At 70.2% G+C, this 13,889-nt stretch carries 15 protein-coding genes; 2 read left to right on the top strand and 13 right to left on the bottom strand.

What is annotated here, in order from left to right; all coding sequences use genetic code 11:
* Positions 1-247 precede the first annotated feature (247 nt).
* From ABZT49_RS17625 to ABZT49_RS17665, 9 genes are all read right to left on the bottom strand, one after another.
* Entirely contained in the window at positions 248-595 is a 348-nt protein-coding gene (locus tag ABZT49_RS17625; RefSeq protein WP_355287568.1) for a RidA family protein, read from the bottom strand.
* Positions 596-612: 17 nt separating this feature from the next.
* Positions 613-1,725 carry an FAD-dependent oxidoreductase gene (locus ABZT49_RS17630; RefSeq protein ID WP_355287569.1) on the bottom strand — a complete coding sequence of 371 codons (1,113 nt, stop codon included), beginning with the start codon at positions 1,723-1,725 and terminating at the stop codon, positions 613-615.
* Positions 1,722-3,155: an FAD-dependent oxidoreductase gene (locus tag ABZT49_RS17635; RefSeq protein ID WP_355287571.1), complete on the bottom strand. Its 1,434-nt coding sequence runs from the start codon at positions 3,153-3,155 to the stop codon at positions 1,722-1,724. Before ABZT49_RS17635 ends, ABZT49_RS17630 begins: the two co-directional genes overlap by 4 nt.
* The gene (locus tag ABZT49_RS17640) at positions 3,152-3,448 is read right to left on the bottom strand and encodes a (2Fe-2S)-binding protein (RefSeq protein WP_093568563.1); all 297 of its coding nucleotides are present in this window, start codon (positions 3,446-3,448) and stop codon (positions 3,152-3,154) included. The genes ABZT49_RS17635 and ABZT49_RS17640 overlap by 4 nt, the downstream gene beginning before the upstream one ends.
* Before the next feature lie 271 nt (positions 3,449-3,719).
* Positions 3,720-4,859, bottom strand: a complete 1,140-nt coding sequence (locus ABZT49_RS17645; RefSeq protein ID WP_355287573.1) for an FAD-dependent oxidoreductase — start codon at positions 4,857-4,859, stop codon at positions 3,720-3,722.
* Positions 4,860-4,888: 29 nt separating this feature from the next.
* Entirely contained in the window at positions 4,889-5,689 is an 801-nt protein-coding gene (locus tag ABZT49_RS17650; protein ID WP_355287575.1) for an ABC transporter permease, read from the bottom strand.
* The gene (locus ABZT49_RS17655; protein ID WP_355287626.1) at positions 5,686-6,516 is read right to left on the bottom strand and encodes an ABC transporter permease; all 831 of its coding nucleotides are present in this window, start codon (positions 6,514-6,516) and stop codon (positions 5,686-5,688) included. The genes ABZT49_RS17650 and ABZT49_RS17655 overlap by 4 nt, the downstream gene beginning before the upstream one ends.
* An 80-nt stretch (positions 6,517-6,596) precedes the next feature.
* Entirely contained in the window at positions 6,597-7,658 is a 1,062-nt protein-coding gene (locus tag ABZT49_RS17660; protein WP_355287577.1) for an ABC transporter ATP-binding protein, read from the bottom strand.
* 256 nt (positions 7,659-7,914) lie between these two features.
* Positions 7,915-8,952, bottom strand: coding sequence for an ABC transporter substrate-binding protein (locus tag ABZT49_RS17665; RefSeq protein WP_355287578.1), 1,038 nt, complete (start codon positions 8,950-8,952; stop codon positions 7,915-7,917).
* Positions 8,953-9,113: 161 nt separating this feature from the next.
* Here ABZT49_RS17665 and ABZT49_RS17670 point away from each other — a divergent pair, with 161 nt between their 5' ends.
* Positions 9,114-10,019, top strand: coding sequence for a LysR substrate-binding domain-containing protein (locus tag ABZT49_RS17670; protein WP_355287580.1), 906 nt, complete (start codon positions 9,114-9,116; stop codon positions 10,017-10,019).
* Positions 10,020-10,041: 22 nt separating this feature from the next.
* On the opposite strand, the gene repC is transcribed toward ABZT49_RS17670, so the two are convergent.
* The gene (repC, locus tag ABZT49_RS17675) at positions 10,042-11,187 is read right to left on the bottom strand and encodes a plasmid replication protein RepC (RefSeq protein ID WP_355287582.1); all 1,146 of its coding nucleotides are present in this window, start codon (positions 11,185-11,187) and stop codon (positions 10,042-10,044) included.
* 193 nt (positions 11,188-11,380) lie between these two features.
* Positions 11,381-11,578 (bottom strand): hypothetical protein, encoded by a 198-nt coding sequence (locus ABZT49_RS17680; RefSeq protein ID WP_355287584.1) that lies wholly within the window; start codon positions 11,576-11,578, stop codon positions 11,381-11,383.
* A 447-nt stretch (positions 11,579-12,025) separates the two neighbouring features.
* On the opposite strand from ABZT49_RS17680, the gene ABZT49_RS17685 reads away from it, so the two are divergent.
* Positions 12,026-12,334 (top strand): putative quinol monooxygenase, encoded by a 309-nt coding sequence (locus ABZT49_RS17685; RefSeq protein WP_355287586.1) that lies wholly within the window; start codon positions 12,026-12,028, stop codon positions 12,332-12,334.
* 16 nt (positions 12,335-12,350) lie between these two features.
* Here the strand turns inward: ABZT49_RS17685 and ABZT49_RS17690 are convergent, their stop codons facing one another.
* The gene (locus ABZT49_RS17690) at positions 12,351-13,256 is read right to left on the bottom strand and encodes an NAD(P)-dependent oxidoreductase (protein ID WP_355287587.1); all 906 of its coding nucleotides are present in this window, start codon (positions 13,254-13,256) and stop codon (positions 12,351-12,353) included.
* On the bottom strand, positions 13,253-13,789 hold the full coding sequence (locus ABZT49_RS17695; protein ID WP_355287589.1) for a carboxymuconolactone decarboxylase family protein: 537 nt from the start codon (positions 13,787-13,789) through the stop codon (positions 13,253-13,255). Before ABZT49_RS17695 ends, ABZT49_RS17690 begins: the two co-directional genes overlap by 4 nt.
* Positions 13,790-13,889 lie beyond the last annotated feature (100 nt).

Genomic DNA, 13,889 nt, shown 5'->3' on the forward strand with positions numbered 1-13,889 from the left:
TCTATCTTGATTATCTCAGCCATGTCTCCACCCTCCGCGTCATCCCGGGGCTCGACGAAGTCGAGAACCCGGGATCCATAACCGCTGATGCTTCCGGACGAAGCGGGACGTCCTCCGCTTCATTCTCAACTGTCAGCGGTTATGGATCCCGGGTTCCGCTTGCGCGGCCCCGGGATGACGATGGCGGGCTTCACCCCGGTCCCTCCAGGCAAACAGGGTCCCGGGATGAGGCTCTGGGCGGACCGCCCTACCCCTTGGCCGCCGTCACCACGACCTCGATGAGCGCGCCGCCGCCGAGATCCGCCACGCCGACGGTGGCACGGGCCGGCAGGTCGTCACCGAAGAAGCGGGTCCAGGCGGCGTCCATCTCCTTCTTGTGCGACAGGTCGGTCACGAAGATCGTGGCGGCGACGATGCGCGAGGCATCCGTCCCGGCCTCCTTCAGGTAGCCGGCGATCTTGCCCAGGATGTTCTCGGTCTGGGCGCCCATCGACACCGAGGTGTCGTCCGCGATGGTGCCGCCGACGAAGACGAGGCCGTTGACCTCGACGGCGCGGTGCATGATCGGGGTGCGGATCTGGCGGGTGATGGTCATCGGAGTCTCCTTGGGATTCAGGTCCGGAAGCGCTCGATGCCGAGCGCGCCGATCCGGGTCTGGGTGCCGCCCTCGACGATGAGCTCGGCCATGACGGCGCCCGCCGCCGGCCCGAGCTGGAAGCCGTGCAGCGAGAAGCCGAACTGGTGATAGAGGCCGGGATGCCGGGCGCTCGGCCCGAGCACCGGCAGGTCGTCCTTCATCTTGGCCTCGATGCCCGCCCAGGCGCGCAGGATCGTCGCGTCGCGCATGACGGGAAAGAGTTCGAACACCGTGCGGGCGCTCTCGGACAGGCGCCGCCAGTTCAGCACCGTCGTGCCCTTCTCCTGGTCCGGCACCGCGAGGTGGCCGCCGCCGATCAGCACCGTGCCGTTGGCAAATTGCTTGAACGACAGCTTGCGGCCGCGCAGGATCACCACCGGATCGATGAAGTGCGGCACCTTCGAGGTGATCATCAGCATCGGCGCCACGGTCTCGACCGGGACCGGCTCGCCGAGGGATTCGGCGATGCGCCCGGCCCAGGCGCCGGCGGCGTTGACGAGGACCGGCGCCGCATAGGTGTCGGCGCCGACATCGACCCGCCACAGCCCGTCCTCCCGGCGCACGTTCCGGGCCGGCTCGCCCTCGCGCACGATGGCGCCGAGACTCTCCGCCTTGCGCCGGAACGCCGCCACCGTGCGGGCGGGCTGGGCCGCGCCGTCGCGGCGCGAGACGACGCCGCCCGGGCAGGTCTCGGCCACCGCCGGCACCAGCCGGCGCAGTTCCGCCCCGTCGATCAGCTCCTCGTGGGTGAAGCCGCGGCCCTGCAGGTCCTCGACGCGCTCGCGGCAGGCCGAGAGTTCGCCCTCGTCCTCGGCCACCAGAACCTGGCCGTGGCTCTCGAAGCCGCACTCGTCGTCGACGAGGTCGCCGATGCGCTCCCAGAGGTCCATCGAGCGGATCGAGAGCGGAATCTCGGCGACGTGGCGGGCGAGCTGGCGCACCCCGCCGGCATTGACGCCCGAGGCGTGGCGGCCGGCATAATCCTTCTCGATCAGGACGGGCTTGAGCCCGGCCCGGCAGAGATGGAGCGCGGTCGAGCAGCCGTGGATCCCGCCCCCGACCACGATGGCGTCGGCGAGCAGGGTCATCCGCGCACCACCGCCTCGGTCTCGGCCTGCGATTTCGGCAGGGCGGCGAGCTCGGACAGCGCGATCGGCTTCACCGGCGCGCGCAGGCGATAGTAGCCGATCTCCTGCGGCGTCTTCCCCCGCGCCTCGGCCATCAGCTCGGTGACGGTGAGGCCGCAGAGCCGGCCCTGGCACGGGCCCATGCCGGTGCGGCGATAGGCCTTGAGCTGGTTCGGCCCGGTCGCCCCGATGGCGACCGCCTCGCGGATGTCGCGGGCGGTGATCTCCTCGCAGCGGCAGACGATCGTGTCGTCGGCGGGGATGCGGAACTGCTTGCCTGGCCGGAACAGCAGGTCGAGGAACGGCCGGCCGCGCTCGGCCCGGACGAGTTCGGCCCGCACGCTCGCCGCCGATTCGATTTTGGAGAGGGCTGCCGGCGCCAGGGCCTCGACGGCCGCCAAAGCCGCGAGCCGGCCGCGCAGCGCCGCGGCCTCCGCGCCACCGATTCCGGCGCCGTCGCCCGCCACCGCGATCCCCTCGACCGAGGTCGCGCCGTCCTTCCCCAGCACCGGCAGCCAGGCGAGCTGGACGTCGTCCCAGGCATGCTCGACGCCCGCCGCCATGGCGAGGTTGACGTTCGGCACCACGCCGTGGTGCAGGAGGAGCAGCGAGGCCGGCAGGGTCTCCTCTCGCGCACCCACCTTGTAGGTGACGCTGGTAAGCCTCCCCTCGCCTCGCGCGGCCAACTCCGTGACGCCGGAGACGACCTTCACCTTCGCGCGCACCTCGCGCATCAGCGCGAGACCTTTCCGGAAATACGGCGAGGTCGCGAAGGCGAGCGCGTGCGGCATGGCGCCGACGACGTTCCGCCGGTCGGTGGTGTCGAGGATCCGGTCGATCCGGCCGCCGAGGCGCAGGATCTGCGCCGAGAGGAGCCAGAGCAGCGGCCCTTGGCCCGCGATCACCGTCGCCTCGTCCGGCACCAGGCCGGACGATTTCAGCATCGTCTGCGCCGCGCCGGCGGTCATCACGCCGGGCAGCGTCCAGCCCGGGATCGGGAACGGGCGCTCCAGTGCGCCGGTCGCCAGGATCACCCGCCGCGCGCTCACGAAGGCCGAGCCGCCGCCGACCGAGACGCCGATCTCGAGCGCCTTGTCGAGGCTCCAGACCGTGGCGCGGTGGATCACCTCGGCGCTGCCCGCGCGCAGGGCCCGGACCCATTCCTCGCCGCTCCAGAAATCGGACCCGAGCTGTTTCCGATCCGCGAGCGGCGTCGAGGTGATGGCGCGCCAGACCTGGCCGCCGGGGCCGGCATTCTCGTCGAGGAGCAGGACCGTGAGGCCGGCCTTGGCGGCGGTGGCGGCGGCGGCGAGGCCCGCGGGGCCGGCGCCGATCACCACGACGTCGTAGGCGTCGCGGAGAGGTCCCTTGATCGTCGGTGCGCTGGTCATCGGCCGATCTCCCGCTTGCCCTTCTGGATCTCGATGCGCATGCCGTCTTCCACCGGCACGAGGCAGCCCTGGCGGTTGCCGACCCCGTCGATGGTGACGAGGCAGTCGAAGCACACCCCCATCATGCAGTAGGGCAGCCGCGGCGCCCCACTGACCGCGGTGAGCCGGCGCACGTCGCGGCCGGAGGCGAGCAGAGCGGCCGACACGGTGTCGCCCGCCCGCGCCTCGACGGTCGCGCCCTCGACGAGGATGCGGACGATCGGTCTGGTGTCGTGGTCGGATCGCTTGAACATGGGCGTCTCCGGGCCCGGGGCCCTCGTGGTATCTCGGTGGTTGTCGGGGTGGCTGACGGTACTGCCACCCTCCGCGTCATTCCGGGGCCGCGCAGCGGAGCCCGGAATCCAGAGCCGCGGATGTTTCCAGAAGGGGCGGATAGCGTTCCGCTCGATTCTCTCGGAACTGAGGTTCTGGATCCCGGGCTCTCGCCTGCGGCGAGCCCCGGGATGACCCTGTGGGGTGGGAGCCGTCGCGGCCGACGACTGTCGCTCGTGCTGAAAACAGCTCTCAATAATACCCGCTGCCGGTCTTCGCCTCGGCGGCCTCGAACCGCTTCGCCGTGAACGCCCCGACCAACTCCTCCTCCAGGCGGCCCCCCGCCACCATCCGGGCGATCTCGAAGGCGTGGTTGGAGGCGAGCGTCACGCCCGAGTGGCAGCAGGCGACGAAGGCGCCGGGATGGGTATCCGACTGGTCGTAGATCGGGAAACCGTCCCGCGGCATCACCCGGATGCCGGACCAGCTGCGCACCACGTTGAGCCGGGCGAGATGCGGGAAGGTGCGCTGGGCCCGGTCGGCCATCACGGCGTTGATGCCCTGGCGCATGGAGCGGTCGTCGAGCACGTCCTCCTTGCTGTCGCCGATCATCACCGTGCCCTCGTCGGTCTGGCGCAGGGTCGAGAGCGGGTGGGGCAGGAAGGGTTGCGTGCGCTCGGTGACGACGATCTGGCCGCGGGTCGGACCCATCGGCGCCGAGAGGCCGACCATCGGGGCGAGCGCCTGGTTGGCGTTGCCGGCGGCGAGCACCACCTTGGCGGCGCGGACCTCGCCGGCGGGAGTCGTCAGACGGAACTCGTCCCCCTCGCGGGTGATGGCAGAGACCGGCCGCTCGGGCAGGTAATCGACGCCGAAGCTTTTGAGCCCGGCGTGGAAGGCCCGGTAGGTGCGCAGCGAGTTCACGTGGCCGTCGAGCGGGCAGTAGCTGCCGCCGGAGACCTCGGGGCCGATGCCCGGCAGGGTCCGCTCGACCTCCGCCCGGGAGACCATCGCCATCTCGTAATCGGCAGCGCCGATCTGGTTGTGCATCCGGGCGACGAGGTCGGCGCGGCGGTCGTACTCGTCCGCGCCGAGCGTGAGGTGGAAGCCGCCGTTCTGCTGCAGCGCGACGTCGAGCCCGGTCTGCTCGCGAAGGGCTGACGCAAGCTGCGCCCAGCTCTTCGCCGCGCGCACGGTCCAGCCGGTATAGGCCGGCATCCCGAGGCCCTTGCTCTGCACCCAGACGAGGGCGAAGTTCGCCCGCGAGGCGCGCTTGGTGATGTCGCCCTCGTCGAGGACGGCCACCCGTTGCCCGAGCCGGCCGAGGCCCCAGGCGATGGCCGAGCCGAGCAGGCCGCCGCCGACGACGGCGACGTCGTAGTCCTTGGACATGTGAACTCCTGTGCGCCGGCGCTGGCTCTTTAGTGGCTGCCCTTGCCCGCGAGCACGCGGTCGAGGCCGTAGAGCCGGTCGAGGATGGCGAGACAGACCATGGTGACGGCGATCACGCAGGCCGAGACCGAGGTCACCAGCGGGTCGATGTTGTCCTGGATGTAGAGGAACATGCGCACCGGCAGCGTCTCGGTGCCGGGCGCGGCGAGGAAGACCGTCATGGTCAGGTCGTCGAAGGACTGGATGAAGGCGAGCGCCCAGCCGCTCACCACCCCGGGCAGGATCAGCGGCAGCGTCACCCGGCGAAACAGCGTGAACCCGCCGGCCCCGAGCGACACCGCCGCCCGCTCCACCGACGGATCGAGCCCGGCGGCAGCCGCCAGCGTCAGCCGGAACGCGAACGGGAACACCACGACGATGTGGGCGGCGAGCAGCGCCAGGAAGGTGCCGCCGAGGCCGAGCGCCGTGAAGAAGCGCAGGAAGGCGACGCCGAGCACCACGTGCGGGATCATCAGCGGCGAAAGGAACAGGGCCTGGAGCGCGCTGCGGCCCGGCACCGGATAACGGGTGAGCGCGAGCGCCGCCGGCACCGCGAAGAGGAGCGCGATGAATGAGGACAGCGCGCCGAGCCCGAGGCTGACCCAGAAGGCGTGGACGAATTCGGGGTAGTCCGCGATCGCCCGGAACCAGCGCAGCGAGAACCCGTTCGTCGGCAGCGAGAGGAACCCCTCCGGCGTGAAGGCGACGAGGCAGACGACGACGATCGGCGCCAGCATGAAGGTCACGAACAGGCCGTGGAAGGCGAGCGCGAGGGGGCCGTTGCGGCTCATTTGAAGACCTCCGCGTAGCGCCGCTCGACCAGCGCATTGGCGCCGACGACGATCAGCACGAGGCCGACCAGCAGCAGCACCGCCACCGCGGCGCCGAGCGGCCAGTTCAGCGTGTTGAGGAACTCGTCGTAGGCGAGCGTCGCCGCAACCTTGAGCCGGCGCCCGCCGATGATCGCCGGGGTGGCGAAAGCGCTCGCCGAGAGCGAGAACACGATGATCGCGCCCGACAGCACGCCCGGCATGATCTGCGGCAGGACGATGCGGCGGATGATGGTGACGGGACCGGCACCGAGCGACATCGCCGCGTGCTCGACCTGAGGGTCGAGGCGCTGCAGCGCGGCCCAGACCGACAGCACCATGAACGGCATCATCACGTGGACGAGCGCGATGACCACGCCGGTCTCGGTGAACAGGAACGGCAGCGGCGAGGAGATCAGGCCGAGCGACATCAGCAGCTTGTTGGCGAGCCCGTTCGAGCCGCCGAACAGGAGCGCCCAGCCGAGGGTGCGCGCCACGACCGAGATGAGGAGCGGCCCGAGGATCAGCAGCAGGAAGATGCCGCGCCAGCGCCCGCTCATCCGGTTGAGGATGTAGGCCTCCGGCGCGCCCAGCAGAGCCGTGAAAAGGGTGGTGATCAGCGCGATGCGGAGCGTGCGCGCGAACATCTCGGCGTAGTACGGGTCGGTCGCGACCTCCTGCCAGTTCTTCAGGATCAGGACCGGCTCGATGCCCTTGTACTGGCCCCAATCGTGGAACGAGAGCAGCACCGTCATCGCCAGCGGCACCAGCACGATGCCGACGAACAGCAGCACGGCCGGCAGGATCAGCCAGAGCGGCGCGCGGCTGGCGCGGGGCTCCGGGGCCGTCGTCGATGGGGCGGTGGGAAGGGTCGTGGTCGCGGTGGCGTTCACGCGGCGGCTCCGGCGCGCAGGCTCATGTCCTCGGGACGCCAGGCGAGGCGCACCGCCTCGCCCTCGCCGGGCTGGGCGAGGCCGTCATTGGGGCGCACCACGATCGCAGGGCCGCACTCGGTCTCGCATTGGAAGAGCCAGTGGTTGCCCTGGAAGATGCGGGCGGACACCCGTCCCGGCAGGCCGGTCTCCGAGAATCCGATCCGCTCCGGGCGGACGCTGATCGTCACCGGGCCGCGCAGGCCCACGGGCGCCGGCGCGCTCCAGCCGCCGGCGACGATCCGGGCGGGCGACGCGCCCTCGATCCGGGCGGAGAAGTCGTTGGTCTTGCCGAGGAACTGGGCGACGAAAGCGGAGCTAGGTCGCTCGTAGGTGTCCTGCGGCGTGCCGATCTGCTCGATGCGGCCCTTGCTCATCACGACGATCCGGTCGGAGAGCGACAAGGCCTCGGTCTGGTCGTGGGTGACGAGAATCGTGGTGGTGCCGAGGTTGCGCTGAATCTGGCGCAGCTCGATCTGCATCTCCTCGCGCAGCTTGGCGTCGAGATTCGACAGCGGCTCGTCGAGGAGCAGCACGCTCGGGCGGATGACGAGGGCGCGGGCGAGCGCCACCCGCTGCTGCTGGCCGCCGGACATCCGGCGCGGATGCCGGTCCTCGTAGCCGGCGAGGCCCACCATCGCCAGCGCCGCCCGGACCCGCTCGGTGCGCTCCGCCTTGCCGATGCGCTGCATCTCGAGGCCGAAGGCGACGTTCTCGGCGGCCGTCATGTGCGGGAAGAGCGCGTAGCTCTGGAAGACGATGCCGAGGCCGCGCTTCGCGGGATGGACCTGCGTCAGGTCGCGGCCCTCCAGGCGAATCGTGCCGCGGGAGGGCGCCAGGAAGCCGGCGATCATCTGCAGCGTCGTGGTCTTGCCGCAGCCCGACGGGCCGAGGAACGAGACGAACTCGCCGGGCGCCACCGCGAGGTTGAAATCCTCGACCGCGACGTGACTGCCGAAGGCCTTGGCGACGTGCTCGAGCTCGAGGAGCGGCGCGGCGGAGCGGGGATTCGAGGTCATGCGTAGATCCGGGGCTGTCCGGGGGAAGAAGAGGCGCGGCCCCCCCCCTCTCCCGTGTGGGAGAGGGGCCGGGGGTGAGGGTGACACGCTTCAGTGTGAAGCTCAGACCATCGTGCTGGCAGCTCGACGCTAAGTGCCGGACTTAGAACCGTAGCACCCTCGCGCGATCTTCGATCGCCCCTACCCCTCTCCCACACGGGAGAGGGGATCCCGCGATTTATTCGACAATATTTGCGTATTACGGATCCCGGCCGACCTACCGCTCGACCTCCCGATTCCACCTCTTCGTCCACTCCTCGCGCTTCTCGTTCACCACCGTCCAGTCCGGCGTGTAGAGGGCGGCGGCGCGGGCGCCGACGGGGGCCATCTTGACGATCTCCGGCGGCACCTCGACGGTCTTCACCACCGGGCCGTAGCCGTATTCCTTCAGCATCGTCAGCTGCACCTTGGGATCGAGCAGCGCCTTGATGAAGGCGTTGGCGAGTGGCGACCCCTTCGGCTTGGCGATCGGGCAGGCGGCGGTGAGGAGCGCCACCGCGCCCTCCTTCGGATAGACGAAATCGACCGGGAAGCCGGTATTGGCCAAGCCCTGCACCCGGCCGGTGCCCCAGACCGCGATCACCGCCTGGCCGGACTGGAACAGCTCGGTCATCTTGCCGGGCGACGGCTCGTAGGCCAGCACGTTCGGGTTGATCTCGGACTTGAAGATCTTGAACGCCGCATCGACGTTCTTCTCGCTGCCGCCGTTCATCTTCGCCAGCATCACCAGGACGTTGAGCCCGTAGGTGTTGTTGATCGGCGGGATGACGAGCTTCTGGCGATATTTCGGGTCCTTGAGGTCGTTCCAGGAGGTCGGCGGCGCCCAGCCCTTCTCTGCAAAGACCTTGGTGTTGTACATGAGCCCGGTGGCGACGAGGCCGGTCGCCACCGCCTTGTCGTCGGTGAAGCGGGCGAGGTCGTAGAGGTCGCCGGTCGGCACGCCCTCGATCTTGTCGCAGAATCCGAGCTGGATCGCCTGGTACATCGGGCCGTCATCGACGATCGCGACGTCGATCTGCTGGTTGCCCTTCTGCGCCTGGAGCTTCGCCAGCGTGTCGGTGGAGTTGCCGGCGACGTACTCGACCTTGACGTTGTTGGCCTTCTCGAAGGCCGGGATCACCTCGGTGCGGATCGTCTTCTCGAACGAACCGCCGTAGCCGGCGACGTAGAGCGTCGTCTGCTGCGCCGCTGCGGGAGCGAGCGAGGTCGCCAGGGCCGTGAGGCCGAGGGCGGTCAGGAGGCCGAGCTGCTTCACCAAGGACCTGTCTCCTCTCGCGGACGCGATGCGGCACTGCACAAGAATGTTCCATGGCGCGCCGATAGGCAAAAAGGTGCCGGGCCGATCCGCGATCGTCCAATGCGAAATGGCACGCGCTTCATGTCGAAATGTTATGGTTTGAAACAGGAGGAGGCCGGATGGCACGGATCAACCTGCGGCAGGTCGAGGCCTTCCGCGCCACGATGCTCACCGGCAGCGTCACCGAGGCCGCCGCCCTGATGGGGGTGACGCAGCCGGCGGTGAGCCGGCTCCTGCGTGACCTCCAGGCGCTCCTCAACATGCCGTTGTTCGAGAAGCGCGGCACCGGTCTCGTCCCGACCGCCGCTGCGACCGCGCTCTACACGGAAGTCGAGCGCTCCTTCGTCGGGCTGGAGCGGATCGGGGCGGCGGCCGAGGAGATCCGCAACCGGCGCACCGGATTCCTGCGGGTCGCGGCGCTGCCGGCGCTCGCCAACGGCTACCTGCCGCGGCTGACCGGGCATTTCCTGAAGGAGCGGCCGAACCTGAATTTGTCGCTGTTCGGGGTGATCTCGCCGATCGTGGTCGACTGGGTGACGAACAACCAGTGCGACGTCGGCTTCGCCGAGGTGCCGATCGCCCACGAGGGCGTGCCGAGCCGGCGCCTGCCCGCGGTCGCCCGGGTGGCTGTGCTGCCGGAGGGCCATCGGCTGGCCGAGAAGGCCGTGCTCGGGCCGCGCGACTTCGAGGGCGAGACCTTCGTGTCGCTCACCGCCGGCTCGACTGGGCGCCACCTCGTCGACCAGGCCTTCCACCGCGACGGGGTGCGGCGGATCCTCAGGATCGAAACCGCCCTGTCGGAGATCATCTGCGGGCTGGTCTCATCCGGAATCGGCGTGTCGATCTCCGATCCGTTCACGGCGCGGGAATTCGAGGGCCGCGGGGTGGTTTTGCGCCCCTTCGTACCCCGGATCGAGTTCGAGTTCGCGGCCGTGTTTCCGCCCCAGCGCAGCCCCTCCCCGGTCGCCCTCGACCTCGTCGCGGCCGTGCGGGATTCGCTCCTGGCGCCGCCCTTCTCGGATTGACGATCGCGCTTCACGCCGCCCCTCACGTCAGTCGCCTCCGGCGCATCGCCATGAGTTCGGTCCCGGTCTGGTACCGGCCTTCACCCGCGAGTCGCACGAGGCGCCGGAAGTAGCCGCCCGGATTGCGGATCCGGTTCTGGCCCGACCGGACGTCGTCGTCGTGGGTCTGCGCCACGATCAGCACCAGCACCGCCGCCTCGTAGGGGCCGACCACCGCGCAGGCCTCGGCCCAGGCGCTCGGATGCGCGCCGATCGAGGCCCTCACCTGCCGGCCCGCGTCGAGGATCTCGTGCTCCTCGCGGATCTCGCCGCTCACCAGGTCGCGCACCACAGGGCAGGCCTCGACGACCAGAGCCGGGGTCGGAGCCGCTCCGGGCCGTTCGGTCGGGCGGGGCGGTTCGGCGATCCCCGACGAGTCCTTGCTCCAAGCCTCGGTAGGAGATCCTTTCTCTGGTTCTATGTGCGGGCAGGTGTTGCCGTCACAGCCGGCTGCGTAGAAGCGATCCTCCACCATCCGGCGCAGCTCGCCCCAGGCCTCCAGCACGAGGTCGGGATCGCCCGCGCCGCGCCGTTCGGGCGTGGTCGCCTCCAGGCTTGTCTGGACTTCGACGAGGTCTGCCACGGTGGTGTTGGGATGGCGCGCATTGAGCGCCTGCAGCGCCTCCGCCACGGCGCGCCGGTGCATCGTCACGAGATCGAAGGCACGGCGGCGGCGCTCCCGCGCCTCGGCCCGGGCCTGGATCGCCAGCGCCCAGTCGCCCCGGCGGGCGTAGAGCGGCGTCAGGTCGAAGCCGAAGGCGTCGAGGATCGTCCCGTCGCGGGCGCGGATCGCGTAGCGCTTGCCGTTGGCCGAATCCTTCGGCGTGATGATCTCGAGACCCACGAGGTCGCGGATCGCGTAGCGCACGGCGCGCTCCGACAGCCCGGTGCGCGACACCAGGTACTCGTTCGACGGCCACACGATCAGGCGCGACCAATCCTGCTCGCCCCAGGCGGCGACGAGCTCGGACAGGACCAGCCGGAGGGCCGGACGCAATCCGAGCGCCTTCGCGGCCTCCCGGGCGGAGGCGGACAATTCCTTGCGCGTGACCGTGCGCCCGTCCTCGAGGGCGCGTCTCTGTCCGGCGAGGGCGGCGCGCGTCAGCGGCCGGCCCCCGGTCTGAACCATCTCCACTCCACACCTCCTTGGACGGAGGCAAAGCGGGACCGTTCGCCCGAGAGGGCGTCATTGACGAGAAGGTCGGGAACCGCTAGAAGGAGGATGCCAATCCGGTCTTCAAGCGGCGGCTTCCCCAGCCCCCGTTATGAGATCCCAAAAAGCGCCGAGGTCCCCACCTCGGCGCTTTTTTGCTTTGCTGCGTCTACATGCTGCGTCCCACGAAAACTTGCTCGAGCGCGTGAATGATCGCGAGGCGCCGGTTCGGGAACTTGCCCTCACGCACCGCCGCGTCGATCGCCTGCTGCACCTGCGCCGGCACCCAGACATTCGTCTCCGTCTCCCCGGAGGCCTTGCGGGCCTCGCGGAGCTTCTTGACGCGCTGAGACGGGGTATCGGCCATCGCTTGGGCTCCACGACTCGTAACGTTACGAGTCGTGTCACGACTCAGGCGGGCCGGGCAATGCGGAGTCGAGATTCGGCGGTGGATGTTAAATTCGATTCACAGACGAATCGGGCGCGGGGCCGCGACGGCTGCCGATTCGGGGTGATCTGGCTTCTCGGCACGGCTGCACCGACCGATTCGTGAAGAGTTCCATGCGGGATTCGCGCGAATCGTCGGCAATAGCCTCGAATCGGCGGGATGCTCTTGCGCGCGGCGGGTTTCACCGGGGTCAAGGGGGCGGATGAGGGGGGCTGGCCCGGGCGGTTCCGCGCGAGGCCCGCCACGCGGCGCTTGATTCCGGGAGCGGGCCGCCGTCACCTGCGCCCCGCCACTCCAGCGCGAGAGGCGATCCCGCGCCGCCGGGATCATCGTCCCACGAAGACCAATCCATCGGGAGGAACCACCATGATCCACGTCCTCGCCATCATCACCGCCAAGCCCGGCCAGCGGGAGACGGTGCTGGAAGCCTTCCGGGCCAACGTGCCCGCCGTCCACGCCGAGGACGGCTGCATCGAGTACGGGGCGGCGATCGACACCGACGGGGCCGGGCCGATCCAGGCGCCGCTCGGGCCGGACACCTTCGTGGTGGTCGAGAAATGGGCGAGCCTCGACGCACTCAAGGCGCATGCGGCCGCGCCCCACATGGCGGCCTACGGTGCGAAGACGAAGGAGCTCATCGCCGCCCGCGTCATCCACGTGCTGTCGCCGGCCTGACCGAAGCCCGGTGCCCTCACCCTGAGGGCGCCCGGACCTTGACCCCGAGCATCGCCTCGAAGGGCAGCACCATCGCGCCCTTGTCGCGCCCGCCATGGCCGGCGCGCAGGGCCATCTGGTAGGTCGTGGTGGCCGCCGCCGTCACCGGCAGGGGGAAGCCGTGCCCGACCGCGACCGCGGCGGCGCTGACGAGGTCCTTGTAGGCCTTCGCCAGGGGATAGCCTTCGTCGAACTCGCCGCGCAGGATCCGCGGCACGAAGTATTGCGAGGCGTAGCTGCGGCTGGTCCCGGTCGTCACCACGCCCGCCAGCCGTTCGGGGTCGAGGCCCATCGCCACCGCCATCGGCAACACCTCGGCGAGCGCCGCGATGTTGATGTCGTAGATCACGTTGTTGATCGTCTTGGTGAGCTGGCCGCTGCCGAGCGGCCCCATATGGAGCACCTGGGCGCCGATGCGGTCGAGCAGCGGCTTCATCGCCGCGAAGGTTTCCGGCGCGCCGCCGCACATCACCGTGAGCGTCCCGGCCTCGGCCCCGGCCGGCGCCCCGGAGACCGGCGCGTCGAGGACGGAAAAGCCCCGCGCCTCCAGCGCCCGGCCGAGGCTCACCGCCTGCCCGTGCGCGATGGTGCTGAGGTCGATCACCGTCGCGGCCGGCGCGAGGCGGGGCACGAGCCCGTCGGGGCCGAACAGCACGCTCTCGACCACGTCGCCGTCGGGCAGGCACAGGACCAGCACGTCGGCGCCCGCGACCGCGCCCCGGTCGGTCGTGACGGCGACCCCGGGCTCCGCGAGGCCGGCGACGCGCGCCGGATCGGCATCGACCGCCACGATCGTCTCGGCCCCGTCGCCCTTGCGGGCGAGGTTGCGGACGATCGGCCAGCCCATCTGGCCGAGGCCCATCACGGCGATGCGGCGGCTCATCGGATCGCTCCCTTATCGTCGGTAGAATCGATCCCGATCGCCTCCAGGAACCGCGACACCATGTTGTAGGCGCCGATCGTGGCGGTGAGCTCGACGATCGCCCGCGGGTCGAAATGCTCGCGCAACGCCGCGAAGACCGCGGGCGCGACGTGAATCTCTCTCGTCATCGCGTCGCAATAGGCCAGGACCGCCCGCTCGCGCGGAGAGAACACCTCCGCCCCCTGCCAGTCCGGCAGGGCGTCGAGCTGGGCCTGCGACACGCCCTCGCGGAGCGCGATCGGCACGTGCTGCTCGGCCTCGTAGCGGGCGCCGTTCAGGTGCGCGACCTGCACGATCACCAGTTCGCGCACGTCGCCGGGCAGGTCGCAACGCTGCCGGATCGCGGTCAGGAAGGCGAGCCAGCCCTCGGCGACCGGCGGGCTGTGCAGCAGCATCGCGTAGAGGTGCAGGATCTCGCCCCGCTCGGCGACGATCCGCTCGGCGAGCGGCGCCGTCTCGGGCCGGGTGGTGTCGGCATAGGGGATACGGGCCATTCTCGTCGTTTCCTCATGACGTCTCCGGCATCGGTACACCAGGAACCGCGCGCGGCGCAGGGGCGAACCGGGAATGGGGAACCTCCGCGGGGTTCGCGGT

The sequence above is a fragment of the Methylobacterium sp. EM32 genome, assembly GCF_040593685.1.
Lineage (GTDB): Bacteria > Pseudomonadota > Alphaproteobacteria > Rhizobiales > Beijerinckiaceae > Methylobacterium.